Here is an 18,047-nt window from a genome sequence, read left to right as displayed (position 1 = left end):
GACAAGGCAATGAGGGGCCTCTGGCCAGGCTCCTGTAAGGTCACGCGCCGCGTCCGGTTAGTGCAGGTGAGCGCCTCCCGGCCAGGGGCGACAGATCCCGTTGAAGACCCTGCGGTCAGTCAGCGGTTGGGTCAGACCCCACCGGGAGACGCTCACTTACATCATCACTGTCAGCGGTTGAGGTTCTGCATCCACTCCCGCAGCGCGCGCGCCTGCCGCGCGAGCTCGGAACGCGCCGCAGCGTCGCCGGAGGCCTCGTCGTTCGCCAGGTCGACGATCGAGTTCAGCGCCGGGATGGCGGTGGTGTAGTTGGTTGCCAGGTAGCTGTCCCGCGCGATGTCCAGGGCGGCGTCGGCGGCGTCCGCGGCGTCCGCGGTCAGCAGCCCGGCCGCTCTGTCGGCCTCGATCAGCAGGCTGGTCTCACGGTAGGACGAGCAGTTGGCGTCCGTGCGGTCGGCGGTCGTCTCGATCCCGCCGAGAATGATCCGCATGAACGAGTCGTCGTAGTACTGCGTCCGGAAGTGGCCGAGGATGTTCGAGAACGCCTTGCCACCGCCCCAGTTCTGGCACCACGCGATCGGGTGGTCGCCGTTCATCAGCCGCAGCGGGTTGGTGGCCGCGTTGCCGCTGTTGAGGCTGCGCTGGTAGCTGTCCTCGTTGAGGCTCAGCAGCGTGTGCACGTCGGCCCGCATGTTGCGGTCGAAGTTGTAGAGCTCGTCAACCGTCATCCACTTGGCAGGGAGATGCGCGGTCGCCGGGTGCGTGTTGTCCTCGGTCACCACCTCGGTGTGGATGCAGCTGCCGCACTGGCCGAACCCGTTCTGGCCGCTCGGGTGGTTGGTGAAGAACCCACCGACGAGGTTGCCGTACCACGGCCAGGTGCGGAGCTCGAACGAGTCGGCGGCGCCGTGGATGCCGACATAGCCGCCGCCCTGGTTCATGTAGGCCTCGAAGTTCGGCTGCTCGGTGATCGCATTGAGCGGGCCCGGGTGCCCGACGTTGGACTCGAAGACGATCGTGTCGTACTGCTTGAGCGTGTCGAGGCTCAGGAACGGGCTCGTGGGCAGCGTGACGGTCGGAAGTTGCGGGTCGTAGACGTCGACGTTGAAGTTGTTCGCGATGCCGAGCTTCTGGATCGCGGCCACGGTGTGCGGGATGTGGTCGTGCCGGAAGCCCGTCGTCTTGGAGAAGACCAGGACGTTGTAGTCGGCGTCCGGGTTGTGCGGGAGCGGGGCGAGCACCGGGTCCGGGATGAACTTCGGGCCCTCCGCGGGCTCAGACTCGAGGCCCGTCGCGGGCTCCGGCGCGAGCTCGTCTTTGAGCTGGTCGATCAGGTAACGCGCATCGCCCACGAGTGTGCTGCGGGCCGAGCCGGGCGCGATCCCGTCGCCGGCGATCGAGACGAACTCGTTCAGGACCTGGCTCGCGCGCTTGGCCGAACCGGCGTCGGCGAGCGTCTTCGCCTCGTCGAGCTTGGCTTGGAGCGCCGCGCCGACCTCCGCCGGGACGCTGCCGGCGGTCACGAACCGGGTGATCAGCGTGCCGACGTCCGCGAACGATGTCGTCACGATGAACGTCTGCGTGTACTTCGCGCTGTTGGAAGCAGCGTCAGAGAGATGCACCGCGAGCGTGTGCACGCCGAGCGACAGGTCGGAGGTCTGCACCGGCAACGGCGGGACCAGCTCGCCGTCGAGGTACATGTTCAGCACAGCCACTCCGCCCGAGCCGGGGGCGGGGTCCGTGCGCGTCGGGATAAGTGTGGCGACGTGACCGACGTGACCGTCGGTGATCGCCGGGTACGACGCGGCCGGCGCGCGCGTGTCGATCCGGACCGAGATCGAGCGGAACGCCGCGACGTTTCCGGACGTGTCGACCGCGCGGTACCGGACGCTGGTGTTGCCCTCCTGCGTGATCACCGCCGACGCCGTGGCCGACGCCGGCGCCCCCTCGACGGGCACGTCGATGTAGGCGGCGCCGCCGTTGAGCGAGTACTGGAACTTGGCGATGCCGACGTCGTCGGTCGCCGACATGTTCAGCGTCACCGAGCCGCGGTACCAGTTGTTCTGGCCGGTCGGCGCAGAGGGCGACAGCGTCGCCACGTTGATCGTCGGCGGTGTCGTTTCCTCTGCCCACGACGGTGCCGCGGGGATGAGTGCGACCGCCGTCACGCAGGCGGCCACTGCCGATGCGCGAAATCTTCTCCGCATGAGTTTCTTCTCTTTCTTGCCGCTGTACGGGCGGGTTCGCTAGGTGCCGATGCCCGTGCCGACGAACTCGGCCCAGTTGAGGTTGAACAGGTTGCCGCCCGTGGCGCCACCCGTGACCGAGCGGAACACCAGGAACAGCTCATGCGTCCCGGACATCGAGACCGGGAACGTCTGGCTGGTCCAGGTTCCTGTCCCGCCGGTGGACACGAGGTTGGCCGTCGTCAGAATCGGCCCGGTGATCGAGTCCTGACGGACCTCGATCGCCGCCAGGGGCGACCCGGGCGTGCGGCCGTTCGCCGCGTCCGCCACGCGGAAAGTGATCGAATCGATGTTGGTCAGGTTGAATGGGCCGTTGAGCTGGAGCCAGTCGCCCGAGCCCAGGCCGCCGCGGTGCACGCCGGCGCCGCCGTCGGTGTTGTTCGCCGTGTTGGTGCCGGACTGGTTGACGACGAACTCCGCCTCCTGGTGCTTCTGGCGGATCTGGTGCTGGCCGGTCGTGGTCAGCTGTGGGACGCCGCCCGGACCGCCGTGGTCGGTGTAGCGCGCCTGGACCACGCCGGAGACGTTGCCGCCGTGTGAGACGTCGTCGGCGATCGTGTGGAGCACGCCCGAGCAGCCGTTCACGGACTCCTCGGCGTGGCCGTGTGAGTCGTGGCCGAGCACGAACGTCACCTCCACCTCGGAGCAATTCACCGTCCCGTCCTCGGGGTCGGTGACCGTGACCGAGAACGGGATGTCGTCGCCGAACGCGAACGTCCCGCCCTCCACCGGCGTATTGACGACCACCGTCGGGCTCGTGTTGCCCACGGTGATCACGGTGCTGGTCGAGGTTTGCTTGCCGGACGAGTCGAACACGGTCAGCACGGCCGTGTAGCGGCCGGACTGCGTGTAAGTGTGTGTCGGGTTCGGGTCTGTCGTGATCGCCGAGCCGTCGCCGAAGTTCCACTCGTAGCGGATCGAGTCGCCGGGATCCTCATCCAGCGAGCCGGCGCTGGAGAAGTTCACGGTCAGCGGCGTTGAGCCATCGGTGCGGTCCGTGGTGAGCACGGCCTTCGGCGCGCGCTTGCCCTTGACGTACTCCCACTTGTACATGCCCGCGTCGGGGCTGATGACGTTGAACCCGTTGCCGTAGGTCAGCAGGTAGAACGCGCCGTCAGAACCGAACTGCAAGTCCATCGGGTTGTCGCACTCGAACCGGAACCTGCCTGCCCCGGCGTTCGCACGGCTGCCGCAATCCAGGAAGTTGTTGATCTTCTGGACGTGGTTGTTCTGCTTGTCGAGCTTGACCTCGCGCAGCGTGTCCTGCGTCCACTCGCTGATGATCACCGAGTCGTCGTAGTACGGCGGGAACTTGTTGGGGTTCGGGTTCTCCGGGTCGTAGTGGTACTTCGTGACCCCGTGCGGACCGACGCCGCCGGTGTAGAGCTCGGGGAACAGCCGCGGGCATTCGGTCGTCGAGCCGGGCGCGATCGGGCCCGGGGTCGGCGCGTAGTAGGCCTCGCACGGGGTGCCGAGCGGCGCGTTCGTGGTGTTGTCGCGGTAGGAGTACCAGATGTCCGGGTCGGTGACCGGCGGGACGTCCCTCAGGCCCGGCTCGACCGTCGGACCGCCCTCAATGTTCCACAGCGAGTCGTTGCGCTGCGTCGGCCCGTCGCAGTCGAACTTCTGAGGCGGGTCGTTCAGCGGCGTGCCCGCGGTGGTGGTGCCGGGCGCGAACTCGTGGAAGTTCCACTCGTAGTGCGCGAGGTCGCGCTTGTAGCACGTCGGCCAGCCGTAGTTGGACGGCTCGCGCACAATCGCGTAGCGGCCGGTGCCCGACGGGCCGCGCGAGCGCCGCGGTGTCTGGGCATCGGGCGAGTAGTCGCCGATGTAGGCCACGTCGTTCTCGTCGACCTGGATCCGGAACGGGTTGCGGAGACCCATCGCGTAGACCTCCGGCCGCGTCTTGTCCTGCGGCGCACCCGCGACCAGCGGGAACAGGTTGCCCGACGGGATCGAGTAGGCGCCCGCGCCGGAGCCGAAGTCGACCTTGTTGGCGTCGGCGGCGGAGATGTCGCCGTCCTTGACCTTGATCCGCAGCACCTTGCCGCGCAGGTCGTTGGTGTTCAGCGCGCTGCGGCGCGCGTCACCGGTGAGCCGCTGATACCAGCCGCCCGCCTGCGCCGTGTTGGTGGCGATCGCCGGCGTGGCGGTGCCGGTCAGGCCGGCGCCGTCGGCGGTGATCTGCGGCTGATCGGACCGCTGCTTGCCGCGGCGGAAGAACACGTTGACGTTCGACGTGTTGACCGGGCCGCCGCTGGTCTGGATCTCATCCGCCTCGATGTTCGAGAGCGCCTCGAGCGCCGCGTCGATCGCATCGCGATCCGCGTTCCACGCGATCGGCTCCGTCGTCTGGCCCTCGAAGGTCAGCGTGAACGTGCCGCCCGTCGCGTTGGTGACGCGCACGGTCTGCTGCTCGTCGGTCTTCTGCGAGTTGTACGGCCCGTAGCCGCCGGCGTTGATGCCGCCCGCGGGCGTGTCATCGCCGGTGACCAGCCAGAGGTTGCCGTGCTTGTCGAAGTCGATGTCGCCCCCGACGTGGCAGCACTCCTGGCGGTTGACCGGCACGCGCATGATCTGCTGCTCGGAGCCCATGTCGAGGTGCGCCGGCGTGCTGTCGGTGGCGTCGACGAACTTGAAGCGGCTGAGCTGGAAATAGCCCACGTACGGATCCCACGCGGTCTTGGACGCCGCCACGTTCGGCGGATTGGTGTTCGGCGTGATCTGGGTGACGACCGATCCGTCGCTCAGCTTGACGTCGGTGACCTCCTTCCCCGAGTAGTAGAGGTAGACCCACTTGTTGGTCGCGAAGTCGGCGTCGACCGCCGGGCCATAGAGCCCGTCCTCGCCCGCCGAGTAGATCTGCTGCGTCATCGGCAGGCTCGGGTCGGCGAAGTTGGCGACGACCGTGGTGACGCCCGTGGTCGAGTCGTGCATGCGCAGCGAGCCGAGGCGGTCCGTCTGCAGAACGCGGCCGTCCGGCAGCTGGTCGAAGCCGATCGGCTCCTGCAGGTTCGGCGGCGAGCCGATCTTCGTCTGCTGGTAGTTGGCCAGCACGGTCGCGCCGCAATCGCTGTAGACCGGGTCGGCCTGGCCTGCTGCCCAGCCGATCGCGCCCTTGAGGTGCTTGGTGAGGTCGGCGTCGAAGCTCGCGGCCGTGTTGCCCAGGCCGGTGTAGAACGAGCGGCCGCCCTGGAAGTCCTTACACCACGAGACCGGGTGATCGGCGCCCATCGTGCCCCCGGCGATCCCGTCGAGGTCGGCGCCCTGCGGCTGCGGCCCGAACGGGTCCTCGACGACGGTGCTGAGGACGTGTGACACACCGCGAACGTTCTTCGTGAAGTTGTACCAGTTGTCGGTCCGCGACCAGAACTGCGGCAGATCCTTGCTCGCGTCGTGGACGCGGTCGGCGACCTTCACGTCACCCGATTGCACGTCGGTCCTGCCGGACGCACGCGTCCCCAGGACGTCAGTCAGGAACGACCAGGACTCGTCGGTCTCGACCGCTGAGCCGACGCCGACGAAGCCGCCGCCGTCGCGGAAGTAGCTCTCGAAGTTCGCGCGTTGCGCGTCCGTGAGCGGGCTCGCGAGACCCGTGTCCAAGAACACGACCGCGCGGTACTGCTCCAGCTTCTTCTCCGTGAAATGGTCGCCCACGTCAGCGGGCCCGGGCGCCACGACCGTGAAATCACCGGTTCTGGCCGCATCCCGGATCGCGGCCAGGCCGGCCGACGACACCGCGTCCTCGGTGCTGCGCACCACGAGCACCTTGAAAGCGGGCTCAGCCGCCGTGGCGGCCTCGACGCTCACCGGCGTCGCGAGGAGCGTGATGAAAGGGGCGATGAGGGCTAAGGCCATCGTGGTCGCAGTGCGACGTCTCGGGCGTCGTCCGTTTTCTGGCAGGGCTGCGTCGAGCAGCCTGGCCCACGTTCGATGACGTGGTGACATGGAAAGCCCTTCCTGACTGGGGGATGTCAGGCAAGGCGCGCGCCGCCGCGCTTATTGCCACTTGGTGGTAGCGGATATTGCGGTTGCTGGAGGATGCCGTCTCCAGGTCTGTGGGGCCGTCAGTAAGGTGACGGCCTGGGTAAATCCATGATCGTGGTCGGGTCGTCGATGATGTGGTTGATCACCATGCTCGCCGCGCCACGGGAGGCGGCGCCGAAGCCGAGCGTGGAGGCGACGAATCGGCACTGGGCGGCTGGAGCGGCTACCACGAGCCGTTGCAGCTGGTCTTGTGCGTGTGGCAGCAGCCACTGGGCCAGCGAGGCGAAATAGCCTCCGATGACGATCACTCGCGGGTTGAACAGGTTGGCCAGGATCGAGCCACCGAGCCCGAGCCACTCGCCGACCTGTGCCACCGCCATCGTCATGCGCCGGTCGCCAGAGGCCAGGCCGGGCGTTCCGGCGGCGACGCCAGAGGTGTATTCAGCCAGGGCGGCGAGATCTGCGTCGTTGTCCACCCGCACCGGCACGCTCAGCGGGCCGAGCAGGGAGCTCAGCAGCTCGGCCAGGGGCAGGTCGCGCCAGTAGAGGTTCGGCGCGAGTGTCACTACGCCACGTGTGACGTCCACGAGCCCGGGGACGGCCACCGCGATGCCAGCGGGGACCGCTCCGGCTCGCCGCATCGCCTCCGCGACCTCCTTGGCCACGAGCCCGACCCGGCGCACGGCCCTGTCCGGGCCACTGCCCATGGCGTCGTCAACCAACCGGCGCTCGACCAGGCCCCGGCCGCTGAGGTCGATGCCGTGGACCGCGATGTAGTCGACGTTGATCTCCATGCCCACGGCGCCGACCTGCGCGCCGTGCAGCGCCACCGCCCGTCCGGGCCGCCCGATCGCCCCGACGTGCTTGACACCGACCTCCCGCACCAGTCGCCGTTCCAGAAGCTCGGCCATGAGGTTGGAGACGGTGGCCCGATGCAGCCCGGTCGCCTGGGCGATGTCGGCACGGGACCGGGATGCGTGCTCGCGCAGCACCAGCGAGAGGTTCGCCCGACGCAGCGTGTCGGGACCCGCCGGCGGAGCGCCGCCCGGGGTACGGGTGGAGGGCGATTTGTACGCCACCCGCACCACCTGCTCTGTTTGTCTCCTATGTCAACTAATTAGGAGTTGTAACACGGCGATGCCGGACCGTGCACCCCCCAACTCCGTAACGAGTTGGCATCCTCACATCTATGCACTTCAGCCACCCCTCTCGCTCTGGTTACCGGAACGTTATGTATTAACACTTGCGCAATCCGGGGAAGTCGTGCATCTACGATGAACTTCACCCGCCGACCAGGGACGCGCCGCCGTCCAGATGCAGCACGACGATCGCCATGCTGTGGCTGGCCACTGCCCGAGGTCGGGGCGATCGAAGGTCCGGGACCTCGTACCTCAGCCCCGGCCCACCGGAGACCATGGTCAATGACCGGCGCAATGTGAACCGCGCCGGGTTTCGTGGAGACTCTGATGTGGCCCATGAGCGACCTCGTCTAGTACGAGAGGGGCACAACGAAGTCCGCAATGGCGGCACACGGTGTGCTGACAGATCAGTGCGGTGGCAGCGCGGGCCGCCCATCGACTGCCGGCCTCGCCCTGCCAAGAGAAGTCATCCCACCGGGGGGCCGCCGCAGGATGCAGCTGAGCCGCCTGCTGCATTCCGACCTCGAAGGAAACCTCGATCTTTCCCGTGTCCGGGAGGATGAATCCGTCATCCGGGGAACGAGGGATCACATGGACGTGGAGATGAGAAAGCGTCTGGCCTGGGATGTTGTGGTTCCGCAGAACCATGCTCCCCGGCGCTCCAAACGCCTCCCGAACGGCGGCGGTCACTTGGCCGACCCCATCGAACAGCTCAGCCATAAGATTGCCAGGGGCAGTGTGAAGACTCGTCCCATTTGCAGTCGGAAGCACGAGACAGTGACCAAAATTCTTTGCTCGCTGCCAAGGGACGAGCAGAACGAAGACGTTGGTGGTGCGGCAGGCGACGAGCTCCCGTCTACGTCACCGGCACCGACGAGACAAAAGGGGCATGGGGTCATCTGCTGAATTCTCGGCCACCTCGGGATCCAAATATCTGGCGGTTCGGCTGTACGGTCCAGCCGCGATCGGAAGGTCCGAGCGTGCCTGCTGCGTGCCCGTTCGGTTGGAGATCAGCGGGAAGCAACGGGACTCACAGTGACTCCATCCGCATACGCCCAGATCAGCGTTTTCCCAGCTTTAGACAGCTTGATCCTGGAAGGCTTCCCAGGCTGACAGCGCGGGTTCGATTCCCGTCACCCGCTCCACTGAGCAAAGGCCCAGGCAGAGATCATGATCCCCACCCGGGCCTATGTCGTCTCAGCCGGAGCTGCGCGCACTGCTCCCCAACCCCCCGTCCGTGCGGCGCGGGCGCCGGTCCCGAACGGCGGGAACACGGGCCGCCCGCCGCACCAAGCCGCACGCGCCGACCAGGGGCGCGCCGCCGCCTTGGGTGGTGAAGGCAGGTTGGCTGTGTATCGTCTGGTGGAATTTATGACCGTGTATGACCGGCTTCAGGGTTGGCGACGTGCCGATACGATCGCAGCCACCGCCAGGATCAGCGCGAACACCATGCTGCCCAGAACCACGATCGCGAATCCGATCAGCAGGTTCCAATTCCCTAGCTCGACAACGATCGGCAGGGTGGGATCCACGTACCACACGATGATCCACAGAATGCCGATGATCCAGGAGGCGGCCATCGCCACAGCAGGCCATCGCGGGGTGCGCGTGCCTTCATGAGGGTAAGAGGCAGACACTCGTTTCACTCCTGCCAGAAGCCGGAATTGCGTGCCGCTCAGGCGCGATCACCTGTAGGGCGATACGGCGAGACTATCCAGATGATATTCCTCTTCATATCCCGCCGGCCGCCTCCTCCTGTCCTCAGAGACCGGGTATCGATCCTCGCAGGGGCGAACGTGTAAGGCAAGCAAGCGACCGGTGATACTCTTGCAATCCGGCCCCTCCTCCTCGCTGGTCGAGTGTCCCGGTTGAGGCCACCGAGTCAAGGGCGCCTACGGCGTCAGCGTGCCAGAACGGATGGGGAACAGCGGGCATTCACGGGGACTCACGGATGCGCAGCCCACTCTCACCTGTATTGCAGTTCTCGCAGGTCAGGCCGCCAAGATCAGTAACCGATTCCCAAGCTGACAGCGCGGGTTCGGTTCCGTCACCTGCTCCACACCATGCAGGCAGATCGGCTATAGGGCGCAAATCTTCATGCAGAAGGTGCTCCGTTCGCTATCTGCGAGGCCCACGAGCGCAACGCGTCAATAGTCCGGCGCAGGCGAGTATCGTCAGCCAACCCTGATGGCGCCCACGGCTGTGTCTCCAGATCACACTCGGCGTCGAGATCCGACCACAGATCTTCGAACACATCCCGGATAGCCCACTCCCGAGGGTCGGCGACCTCGAACAACCCCCGGAGATCATCCACCAACCTGGGCAACGCCACCTCACCCGCCGCGTAAGCATCGAGACGCTCGACCATCCGTCCGATGAACGCCTGTTGGTAGTCCTCCATAGGGTCCCATCTTGATCGTCGTGCAATCAGCGTTCAATTGGACAGGGTGAAGAGAGGTCAATCACGGTCACTCAGGAGCGGCGGGCAATGCTTGAGACCTGTGGATCGGCCGGGAGGAGGTGTACCTTCCCGGTGATCGTTCCACCAGGCTCGGGAGGTGCTCACGGCGGCCGGCGCGATCGAGGTCAAGGCGCCATGGGTCAACGACAAGCGCACCGATACGGTCACCGGCGAGGGCAAACGTTTCTCCTCGGCCATCTTGCCGCCGTGGACGCCCCGGGACCTGTCGGAGGTGGACTACGTCTACCTGTGGGCCGACGGCGTGCACGTTAACGTTCGCTTGGAGGAGCACCGGCTGTGCCTGCTGGTCAGGATCGGAGTCCACGCCGACGGCCGCAAGGAGCTGATCGCGTTATCCGACGGCTACCGGGAGTCGACCGAGTCGTGGGCGGACCTGCTGCGTGATTGCGCTGGGCGGGTGATGCGCGCTCCGGTGCTGGCGGTCGGTGACGGTGCGCTGGGTTTCTGGGCGAGGTCTGCCCAGGGCGGGGCGAAGAGGGCCTTGGCTGAGATCTGGAACGCCGAGGACAAAGACCGTGCTTTGGCGGCGGTGAAAGCCTTCCAGGCCGCTTACGGCGCCACGTTTCCCAAGGCAGTCGCGAAGATCATCGGCGACGTCGAGGAACTGCCGGTCCTCGACGACTACCCGGCCGAACACTGGGTCCATCTGCGCACGACCAACTCCATCGAGTCGACCTTCGCCACGGTCCGGCACCGCACCAAGGTCACCAAAGGTCCCGGATCACGGGTCGCGGGGCTGGCTGTGGCATTCAAGCTGATCGAGTCCGCCCAGTCCAGCCGGCCCGCGGTCAACGCTCCGCGTCTCGTCGCGTTGGTCCGCGCCGGTGCAACCTTCATCGACGGCAAGCTCGTCGAACGCCCCGAAGTAGTCGCAGCGTGAGCGGCTGGAGCGACACCGGCGGGCAGCCGGAAGACGAGCATCAGCGCTTCGACCGCTACCTACAGCAGCTGGAGGACGTCCGCCGAGAAGACGAAGCCGAGCTGGCGCGGATGATCCTGCGCGATCCCGATGAGGTGATGGCGCAATCGGCGGTGGCCCGGCATCTGGACCGACGGGCACACCGGTTGCTCACCGACTCGGGATTCGACGACTGGTTCCACAGCATGGCAACCGAGGTGAGAGAGCACGAGTTCCTCGTTCGCCGCCTGCACGAATGGATGTTGCTCAAGTCGATCGCCGTCAACGCCCCCTGGAGATCGGAGGATGTTCTTGCCGCCTCCGACTGGTTCCAGCGCACAGCTGCGCAGATCCTTACGTCACCGGCTGCTCTACGGCTGCTCGCCGGCGATGGAAGGACACGACGTGTTCGCACCGCCGCCAGCCGCCGGCTCGCCGACCAACGCCGGTAGCCACTCGCTTTAGTCCACAGGTCCCAGGTAAGCAAGATCTCCCCGCTTACCGGATCAAGCGGCGGCGCTCCGCGCCGCCGACGCGGCCCCGTGCTCGGCCGCACGCTGCGTGTGCTGCCTGAGGGCCCTTCTCGCGCGCGGCCGTGCTCGGGCTGCGCGACCGATCGGATTGCTTGCGCCGATCCAGCGATGCGATCATGAGCCGCTGATATGGCGCGTGTACTGGTGATCAGGAAGCCCGAACTGTATGCCGTTCTCGTCGAGGGCGTTGTAGATAGCCACCCGGCCGTTCAGGAAAACGAAGCCGAGGGCCACCGTCCCCTGCGCCATGTCCTCGCCCGTCCATTCGAAAAGCTCTACACCGCGCAGCCGCTGCCCCCTCAACGCAGCCAGTTCGCCTGGCACGTCCTCTCGCCACGCCAACCGGAATCCTTGCCCGGCCCAATCCAAGGGCTGAGCCGGGTCAACGGTGTTCCGGGTGATCGAAATCTCATCGAGCTTATGATGAACGATCTCGACCTGTTCGCCCTCGAAATCCAGCAGGATCAGGCCGTCGGAGAACCACTCATCCTCATCGAGATCCCACATCAGCAGGGCACGGGTCAGCCTCCGCCCCTCCAGCATGGCCAGTCTCTGACCATGAGCGGCAGTGACAGCCACACGGCCATCAAGCCACACCGGTCTGTAGCCAGAGATCCCGAAGTCGAACACCTGGCGATGATGTCAGGCACCGGAAGGTCACGCCCGCACGAGCCTCTTGCTTGGCTTCGTTCGGCCTCGGTCCCCAGCCGTCGAGAGAGTCCATCTCACCCGAGGGCCCGTTTCGCGTTGTCGTCAGCAGGGAGGGATTGCTCGGTCCAGAGGCACTTGCCGTCGTGGAGGTAGCGGGCGCCCCAGCGGCGGGAGAGGGCGGCGACCAGTTGCAGGCCTCGGCCGCCTTCGTCGGTGTAGGAGGTGTGGCGGATGCGGGGGGTGCTGAGGCTGCCGTCGTAGACCTCGCAGATCAGGAAGCGGCTGCGTAGCAGGCGTAGGCGCATGGGGCCCTTGGCGTGGCGGATCACGTTGCCGACGAGTTCGCTGACCAGGAGTTCGGTGGTGACGGTCAGGTCGTCCAGGCCCCAGATGGCCAATTGTTTGCGGACGTATTTGCGGGCCTGTCCGGCTGCTCTGGGATCGTCGGGGAGGTCGCAGGTGGCGACGTCGTCGGCGGCGATGCCACGGGTGTGGGCGATGAACAAGGCGGCGTCGTCGTCGGTCTGTTCACGGGCGGGCAGCAGGGCCGAGACGACCGTGTCGCAGAGATCCTCCAGGCGCTCGACGTCGTCGCCCTGGCATCCCGACCAGAGGTGGGGGATGCGGGGGACGGCCTGGGCCAGGATCCGGCGGAGCTGGGCCAGGCCGTGGTCGACGTCGCGGGTGGCGGATTCGACCAGGCCGTCGGTGCAGAGCACCAGCAGGCTCTCCTCGGGCAGGTGCAGTTCGTGGATCTCGAAGGGCGGTTCCGCGGCGCCGAGCGGCGGGTCGGCGGTCAGGTGGGGGCACAGCACGGTGCCGTCGGGGTGGACGATGACCGGTGGGGGGTGGCCGGCCAGGCAGAGCGTGCAGGTCCGGGTGGTGGGATCGAAGACGGCGTACAGGCAGGTGGCGTAGAAGTCGTCACCGAGGTCGCTGACCAGGTCGTTGAGGTGGCCGATCAGTTCGTCGGGCGGCAGGTCGAGGTCGGCGAGGGTGCGTACGGCGGTGCGCAGCCTACCCATGGTGGCCGCTTCGGTGATGCCGTGTCCCATGACGTCGCCGATCACCATGGCGACCCGGCCGCCGGACAGCGGGATCAGGTCGTACCAGTCGCCGCCCACCTCCTCGCCCCGGCCAGCGGGCAGGTAGCGCGCGGCGGCGCAGGCGACGGGCAGACGGGGAAGCTCCCGGGGGAGCAGGCCGCGCTGCAGTTCCTGTGCGCGGGCATGTTCCACGTCGTACAACCGGGCCCGTTCCAGCGCCTGGCCGACCAGACCGCTCAACGCCGTCAGCAGGGTGCGCTCCTCGTCGCTGAAGACGCGCTCCAGGGTGAACGACACCACACACGAGCCGATGGACCGCCCGGAGGCGATCATGGGCAGGAACGCCCAGGCGTTCCTCGGTGACGCCTCCGCCACGCTCTTCATCGTCGGATAGCGCCGGCCGTACTCCGCGAGCGATCCGATGAACCTGGGGGTGCCGGTCCCCAGCACATCGGTGACTGGGGTGGTTCGGGTGAGCGGGAGCCGGTCGACAAGATTGAGGAATTCCTGTGGGTACCCGGCGGCGCCGACCACATCGAGTCGGCCGCATTCGATCAGCCAGACCACGAGCCCGTCGGCACGGAACGGAGGCAGGACGTGCTCCGCGACGGCCTGCACGACGTCCCGGGTGGTGACGGCCTCGGCGAGCGCCGCGGTCAGCTCGCCCATCCGGACCGTCCGCTCGGACCCGGCCGCCGAAGTGAGGCCCGGCGCCATGCCCGGCAAGCCTTCCAGGCGCGCAGCGGCCCATGCCGCTATCGCACCGAGAAAGGACTGCTGCTCGTCGTCCGGCTCGGCGGACCCTGCCGTGAGCACGGACAACACCCCGACCGGCCCATCGGCACCAGGGAGGGGAAGTGCCGCCGTGCCGCCCGCCCCGATCCCCAAGCTGTCCCCGCCCACCCAGACGTAGCCACCACACCGCATGGCGCGTGTGGGCGCCACGTCCTGCACGGTGGGAAGAACCGCCCATGTCTCGGCGGTCTCGTGGAGAAGCCCGCTGGCCGCCGCCAGGCGCAGGCAACCGGTGGCGGAATCGCGCCTGTGCACGAGGGCGCCCAGGCCGCCCAGGCCCGTGGTCGCCTGCTGGAGGGCCAGCGTCAGTGTCTGCGCGCTCCACTGCCTTTCGTCCAGGGTCCCCACAACGCCGAGCTGCTCCGCCTGCGGCTGCTCGGCGTGCCTCTCGGTCCTGACGTTCCGGGCCGCCACCTCACCTCCCGGCATAAGCGCGACAATGGGGCAAGTCACCACTTATGTGCATCCACACTAGCTTTCACGGCCATACGCGGCACTTCCGGGGTCTGTCACACTCCGCCGCTTCGTTCTTCCAGTCCTGCCGTCAAGCTGGGGGCGCGAGCACCCGGAGCATGACGGTGCGCAGCGCGTCGGCCGCCTCGGCGGGCGACATCCGACCGGCGTCGGCCACTTCGCCCGCGGCGTGGCCGATCTTGACGATGACCGCGGCGAGCCAGTCGGACGGGAGCCGGTTGTCGAACTCTCCGTTCTCCTGACCGCGCCGGATCACCCGGTTGATCCGGTCGGCGACGGGGGCGTGGCGTTCCTGGTCGGCCTGCGGGGTCACGGGGAGGGAACCGATTCGCCGGGTAAGGGCGGGATACCGCTCTGCGGTGCGGGAGCCGGCCTGAAGGACGCGCATCAACGCGTCCGCGGCGGGTCCGACGTCCGGCTCGGCGGCGTCCATCGCCGCGACGGCTTCCTCGGTGATCCGGTCGACGACAGCCGCCATCAGGTGCTCCCGTGATGGGAAATGGGCGTAGATGGTCTGTCGGGTCATCCCGGCGGCGAGGGCGATGGCGTCAAGGCTGGCATCCGGCTGCGCGTCGAGTAGCCGGACCGCCGCGTCGAGGATGGCGATCCTGTTGCGGCGGGCATCGGCACGGCGGTTGTGCGTCGGCGGCAGACTCATCTCTTACACCTTGCCAAAGTTCTTGGGGGACTCATATATTACAGCTCGTAAAGTTTCGCGCAGAAACGGCAGCCAGGCGGGGGTAACATGCACGCACTCGATGGCACCGACCCAAAGCAGTTCATCCTCGACTTCTTCACTTCCTTCATGAACGACCTGGTGCGCAGTAGCGAGGACGTGGCGCTCATCGTCGACCGCTACCACACACCAGACATCGTCCAGATCGCCGACGGCACCCGGATGGACCGGACCAAGCTCATCGCGCACGCCCGGCCGGCACACAAGCATCAGCCCAGTGCCCGCTGGGAGGTACACGAGGCGATAGCCGACGGGGACCGGATCGCGGCCCGCTACACCCTGCACTTTCAGACCAAGAAGCGGGAAGGCCGCACGGAGGTGCACTTCTTCGGGCAGTTCGCCGACGACGGGCGGATGCGCCGGGCGCACATGCTCACCCGGCTCGTTCCGGTCAAGGCCGCGGACGCTGCCGAGCTCGGGGCGGGCACCCAGGTCGGCTCGGGACAGCAGGTGGAGTCGTCCGACCGTGGGCAGATGACGTCATGATCGTCAGTACCCACATCGTGGCCGGGATGGCCTGCGGACACTGCGCGGACTTCGTCACCGAGGAGCTCGAACGCATCTCAGGCGTCACCGCCGTGGCGGTGGATGTCGAACGCGACTGTGTCACGGTGACCAGCGACCGGAGTCTCGACATCGCCGAAGTACGCGCCGCGGTCGAGGAGGCTGGCTACGAACTGGTCGAGGGGGCGGAGGGATCCGGCCGGCCGGTCACGGCCTCGTGATCGACACGATAGGCGAAACATGCTCACTCACACGAAGGCCCAGGTCAGGGCGGACATCCCAACCCGGGCCTTGATTGTCTCTCCGGCCGTTCCGATCTTCCCGGGCCGGCCACGGGCCCCTGGCTCGCGGTGAGCTCTCAAGACAGGACCGGGGCCTGTGGGGGCGAGGGTCACGGACGGCCGAGCGGAGATCAGGAGAGGGTGTCCTTGATCGCGAGCTGGCCGTTGTCGATCACGAACTTCTGGTTGGTGTTGTTGCCGCCGCACTGCCACAGGTACACCTGGATGCCGTTGCCGCGGTTGTTGGTGGCGTCCAGGCACAGGCGGTTGCCGGAGTTGAGGGTCGACTTGAGGATGATCGCGCCTCTCCGGACGACCCAGAGCTGGTTGGCGTTACCCAGGCACTGCCACTGGTAGACCCGGGTACCGTTGGTGCGGCCGTTGGAGGAGTCCAGACACATCACCTGGCTCTTGCCGATGGTGTCTTCCACCTTGATGAGGCCGTCCTCGATGACGAACTTCTGGTTGGTGTTGTTGCTGTCGCACTGCCATTGGTACATCAGGGTGCCGTTGCCACGGTTGTTGCTGACGTCGACGCACATCGGGGGCCAGGCCTGGGCGGTGCGATCGGCGGGCTGGTGAGCGGCGGCGGCGGGCAGGGTGGTCACCGCACCCACCGCGGTGAAGATGACGGCGACGGCAAGCAGACGGCGAGCAAGCATGATTGGCTCCCAGGAGAGTTGATCAGGACTCACGCACCATGCCATGACCCACAGTCCTTGATCAATTACTCTGCGTGCACACTCCGTCGTGTCGGCATGTGATGCCGGCCAGTGGGAGGAACTGTGACGGCTCGTCCGGCTCCGCCACGATCGCGAAGACGCGCGGGCCGGCGGGCGGCTCAGCGTCCCGGTACCGGGGCCGATCGGGGCCGGTCCGACGACGCCGCGTCCGTGGCGTGCCACCAGCGGCGCGACGCCAGCGCGGCCAGACCGGCGCCGGCGGCGTTGAGCAGTACGTCGTCCACAGAGGACACCCGGTCCAACCGCAGCACGTACTGCGCGGCTTCGACCAGGACCGAGCAGCACGCCGCGAGCGCCAGGATCCGCGGTACCGACGCCAGCGCCGCGAACCGCAGCGGGGCGAGGAACCCCAGCGCCGCGAACACCAGCAGGTTGCCGACGACCTGGACTGTCGCCGTCACCGGCTGGCCTCCGAGGATCGTGAACAGGTCCCGCAGCGGTACCAGGCTCACCCGGGCGGGGACGGCGTCAGCCCGGCCGCCCGGCAACAGGATCATCCATACCCACGGCACCGTCCCGTAGACGATGCCGACCTCGGCCAGAGAGGTGCGCCACGCCCACGCCGGCGTGGTGCCGGCGGCGCTCCGACGGCGTGCCAGAGCCCACACGGCCAGCGCGGCCGGCGGCAGTGCGGCCACCGTGATGAGTGCCACGCCAGTGAACGTACCGACCCAGCCGTGCCACCCCATGATGATCACGCTACCTCCTTCCGTCCGACCGCGAAGTCCAGGGGGTCCGGGCCGGGGCCGCGTCGAGCGCTGGGACGGAGCCCGGCATGAACGATCTGGTGCCTCGTTCCCCGCCGTCCACACCGGGCCGGCGGCCTAGGATCGATCCATGAAGGCGCGGGATGCCGACCAGCCTGATCCAGGGCCCGAGAACCCTGAGGTGACGCGCGCGTCAGTTCAGTTCGGGCAGGGAAACACGGAGGTCATCGCGTCGGGGCCTGATGGGCCACCACGTCCGCCGCACACGATCACGGTCGGTCTCGCTCTGGTCCTCGTCGTCGTGGCCGCCATCGCGGGCTACCTGGTCGGCAGCCGGCACCGCGCCACCACCGCGGCGCCGGGCACGTCGTCATCGCCGACCACCCCGGCCGTAGCCGAGCCGATCGGCTGGACAAGCAAACGGTGCTCGGTCCAGCTGAAGGATCGATTGCAACTCGGCATAGAGATCATCAACCAGTCGGCGACCGAGATGACCCTGCGCCAGGTACAAGCGGTCCTCCCTCTCCGCGGGCTCAGCGCGGCGGTCGCGACGTGGGGCGGTTGCGGTCAACTGTCACCCGCGGTCACCGGCGACGACTATCCCCTGCCCGCGGGCGCCACGACCTGGTTGACGATCACCTTCGATGTCCTCGTCCCCTGCCCGAAGCCGATTCCGGTCTTTTTCACCGTCAACTACACACAGGGCGGCCGCTCCGGCATCGTTGACCTGCCGGGCTTCGTCGATCTCGGCGACGTTCCCTACACCAAGTGCCCTGCTGATTCCTCGTAACACTGCGCGGGGCGGTTTCGCGGTGGGTGCGCCGT

General features: G+C 67.4%; 15 protein-coding genes and 1 pseudogene. 6 read left to right on the top strand and 10 right to left on the bottom strand.

All coding sequences use genetic code 11. The features are described 5' to 3' along the window. Positions 1-170: 170 nt before the first annotated feature. Positions 171-2,042, bottom strand: a complete 1,872-nt coding sequence (locus ABGB17_RS03640) for a ThuA domain-containing protein (RefSeq protein WP_347626257.1) — start codon at positions 2,040-2,042, stop codon at positions 171-173. On the opposite strand from ABGB17_RS03640, the gene ABGB17_RS03635 reads away from it, so the two are divergent. Then, positions 2,029-2,250: a hypothetical protein gene (locus tag ABGB17_RS03635; protein WP_347626256.1), complete on the top strand. Its 222-nt coding sequence runs from the start codon at positions 2,029-2,031 to the stop codon at positions 2,248-2,250. The genes ABGB17_RS03640 and ABGB17_RS03635 overlap by 14 nt on opposite strands. Here ABGB17_RS03635 and ABGB17_RS03630 read toward each other — a convergent pair. The 4 genes from ABGB17_RS03630 to ABGB17_RS03615 form a co-directional block, all read right to left on the bottom strand. Beyond that, a complete protein-coding gene (locus ABGB17_RS03630) occupies positions 2,247-6,104 on the bottom strand; it encodes a ThuA domain-containing protein (RefSeq protein WP_347626255.1) in 3,858 nt (1,285 codons plus the stop codon). The two genes, ABGB17_RS03635 and ABGB17_RS03630, sit on opposite strands and share 4 nt — an antisense overlap. Positions 6,105-6,313: 209 nt before the next feature. After that, positions 6,314-7,312: an ROK family protein gene (locus ABGB17_RS03625; RefSeq protein ID WP_347626254.1), complete on the bottom strand. Its 999-nt coding sequence runs from the start codon at positions 7,310-7,312 to the stop codon at positions 6,314-6,316. Positions 7,313-8,763: 1,451 nt separating this feature from the next. Next, positions 8,764-9,009, bottom strand: a complete 246-nt coding sequence (locus ABGB17_RS03620) for a cell division protein CrgA (protein ID WP_347626253.1) — start codon at positions 9,007-9,009, stop codon at positions 8,764-8,766. 458 nt (positions 9,010-9,467) lie between these two features. Continuing rightward, complete coding sequence (locus tag ABGB17_RS03615) at positions 9,468-9,773, bottom strand: hypothetical protein (RefSeq protein ID WP_347626252.1); 306 nt, start codon at positions 9,771-9,773, stop codon at positions 9,468-9,470. A gap of 139 nt (positions 9,774-9,912) precedes the next feature. On the opposite strand from ABGB17_RS03615, the pseudogene ABGB17_RS03610 reads away from it, so the two are divergent. Together ABGB17_RS03610 and ABGB17_RS03605 are read left to right on the top strand one after the other, a co-directional pair. Then, positions 9,913-10,734, top strand: a pseudogene (locus ABGB17_RS03610) (transposase); the annotation flags it as partial. Further along, the gene (locus ABGB17_RS03605) at positions 10,731-11,204 is read left to right on the top strand and encodes a hypothetical protein (RefSeq protein WP_347626251.1); all 474 of its coding nucleotides are present in this window, start codon (positions 10,731-10,733) and stop codon (positions 11,202-11,204) included. The pseudogene ABGB17_RS03610 and the gene ABGB17_RS03605, both read left to right, overlap by 4 nt. Positions 11,205-11,399: 195 nt before the next feature. Here ABGB17_RS03605 and ABGB17_RS03600 read toward each other — a convergent pair whose 3' ends face one another. The 3 genes from ABGB17_RS03600 to ABGB17_RS03590 all read right to left on the bottom strand — a co-directional run bounded on the left by ABGB17_RS03600 (position 11,400) and on the right by ABGB17_RS03590 (position 14,909). Continuing rightward, complete coding sequence (locus ABGB17_RS03600) at positions 11,400-11,915, bottom strand: hypothetical protein (protein WP_347626250.1); 516 nt, start codon at positions 11,913-11,915, stop codon at positions 11,400-11,402. Positions 11,916-12,010: 95 nt separating this feature from the next. Continuing rightward, positions 12,011-14,191, bottom strand: a complete 2,181-nt coding sequence (locus ABGB17_RS03595; protein ID WP_347626249.1) for a SpoIIE family protein phosphatase — start codon at positions 14,189-14,191, stop codon at positions 12,011-12,013. A gap of 130 nt (positions 14,192-14,321) precedes the next feature. Beyond that, complete coding sequence (locus tag ABGB17_RS03590) at positions 14,322-14,909, bottom strand: helix-turn-helix domain-containing protein (RefSeq protein WP_347626248.1); 588 nt, start codon at positions 14,907-14,909, stop codon at positions 14,322-14,324. 87 nt (positions 14,910-14,996) lie between these two features. Here ABGB17_RS03590 and ABGB17_RS03585 point away from each other — a divergent pair, with 87 nt between their 5' ends. Beyond that, on the top strand, positions 14,997-15,473 hold the full coding sequence (locus tag ABGB17_RS03585) for a nuclear transport factor 2 family protein (protein WP_347626247.1): 477 nt from the start codon (positions 14,997-14,999) through the stop codon (positions 15,471-15,473). Then, positions 15,470-15,712, top strand: coding sequence for a heavy-metal-associated domain-containing protein (locus ABGB17_RS03580; protein ID WP_347626246.1), 243 nt, complete (start codon positions 15,470-15,472; stop codon positions 15,710-15,712). The genes ABGB17_RS03585 and ABGB17_RS03580 overlap by 4 nt, the downstream gene beginning before the upstream one ends. Before the next feature lie 191 nt (positions 15,713-15,903). Here the strand turns inward: ABGB17_RS03580 and ABGB17_RS03575 are convergent, their stop codons facing one another. Both ABGB17_RS03575 and ABGB17_RS03570 read right to left on the bottom strand, forming a co-directional pair. Further along, positions 15,904-16,434 carry an RICIN domain-containing protein gene (locus ABGB17_RS03575; protein WP_347626245.1) on the bottom strand — a complete coding sequence of 177 codons (531 nt, stop codon included), beginning with the start codon at positions 16,432-16,434 and terminating at the stop codon, positions 15,904-15,906. Positions 16,435-16,613: 179 nt separating this feature from the next. Continuing rightward, a complete protein-coding gene (locus ABGB17_RS03570) occupies positions 16,614-17,204 on the bottom strand; it encodes a VanZ family protein (RefSeq protein ID WP_347626327.1) in 591 nt (196 codons plus the stop codon). Between the two features lie 148 nt (positions 17,205-17,352). Between ABGB17_RS03570 and ABGB17_RS03565 the strand changes: the two genes are divergently transcribed. Beyond that, complete coding sequence (locus ABGB17_RS03565; protein WP_347626244.1) at positions 17,353-18,012, top strand: hypothetical protein; 660 nt, start codon at positions 17,353-17,355, stop codon at positions 18,010-18,012. Positions 18,013-18,047: the final 35 nt, after the last annotated feature.

Origin of the sequence: Sphaerisporangium sp. B11E5 (genome assembly GCF_039871875.1) — a bacterium.
In the GTDB taxonomy this organism is placed as follows: domain Bacteria; phylum Actinomycetota; class Actinomycetes; order Streptosporangiales; family Streptosporangiaceae; genus Sphaerisporangium.
This window is presented reverse-complemented; position numbering and strand designations above follow the sequence as displayed.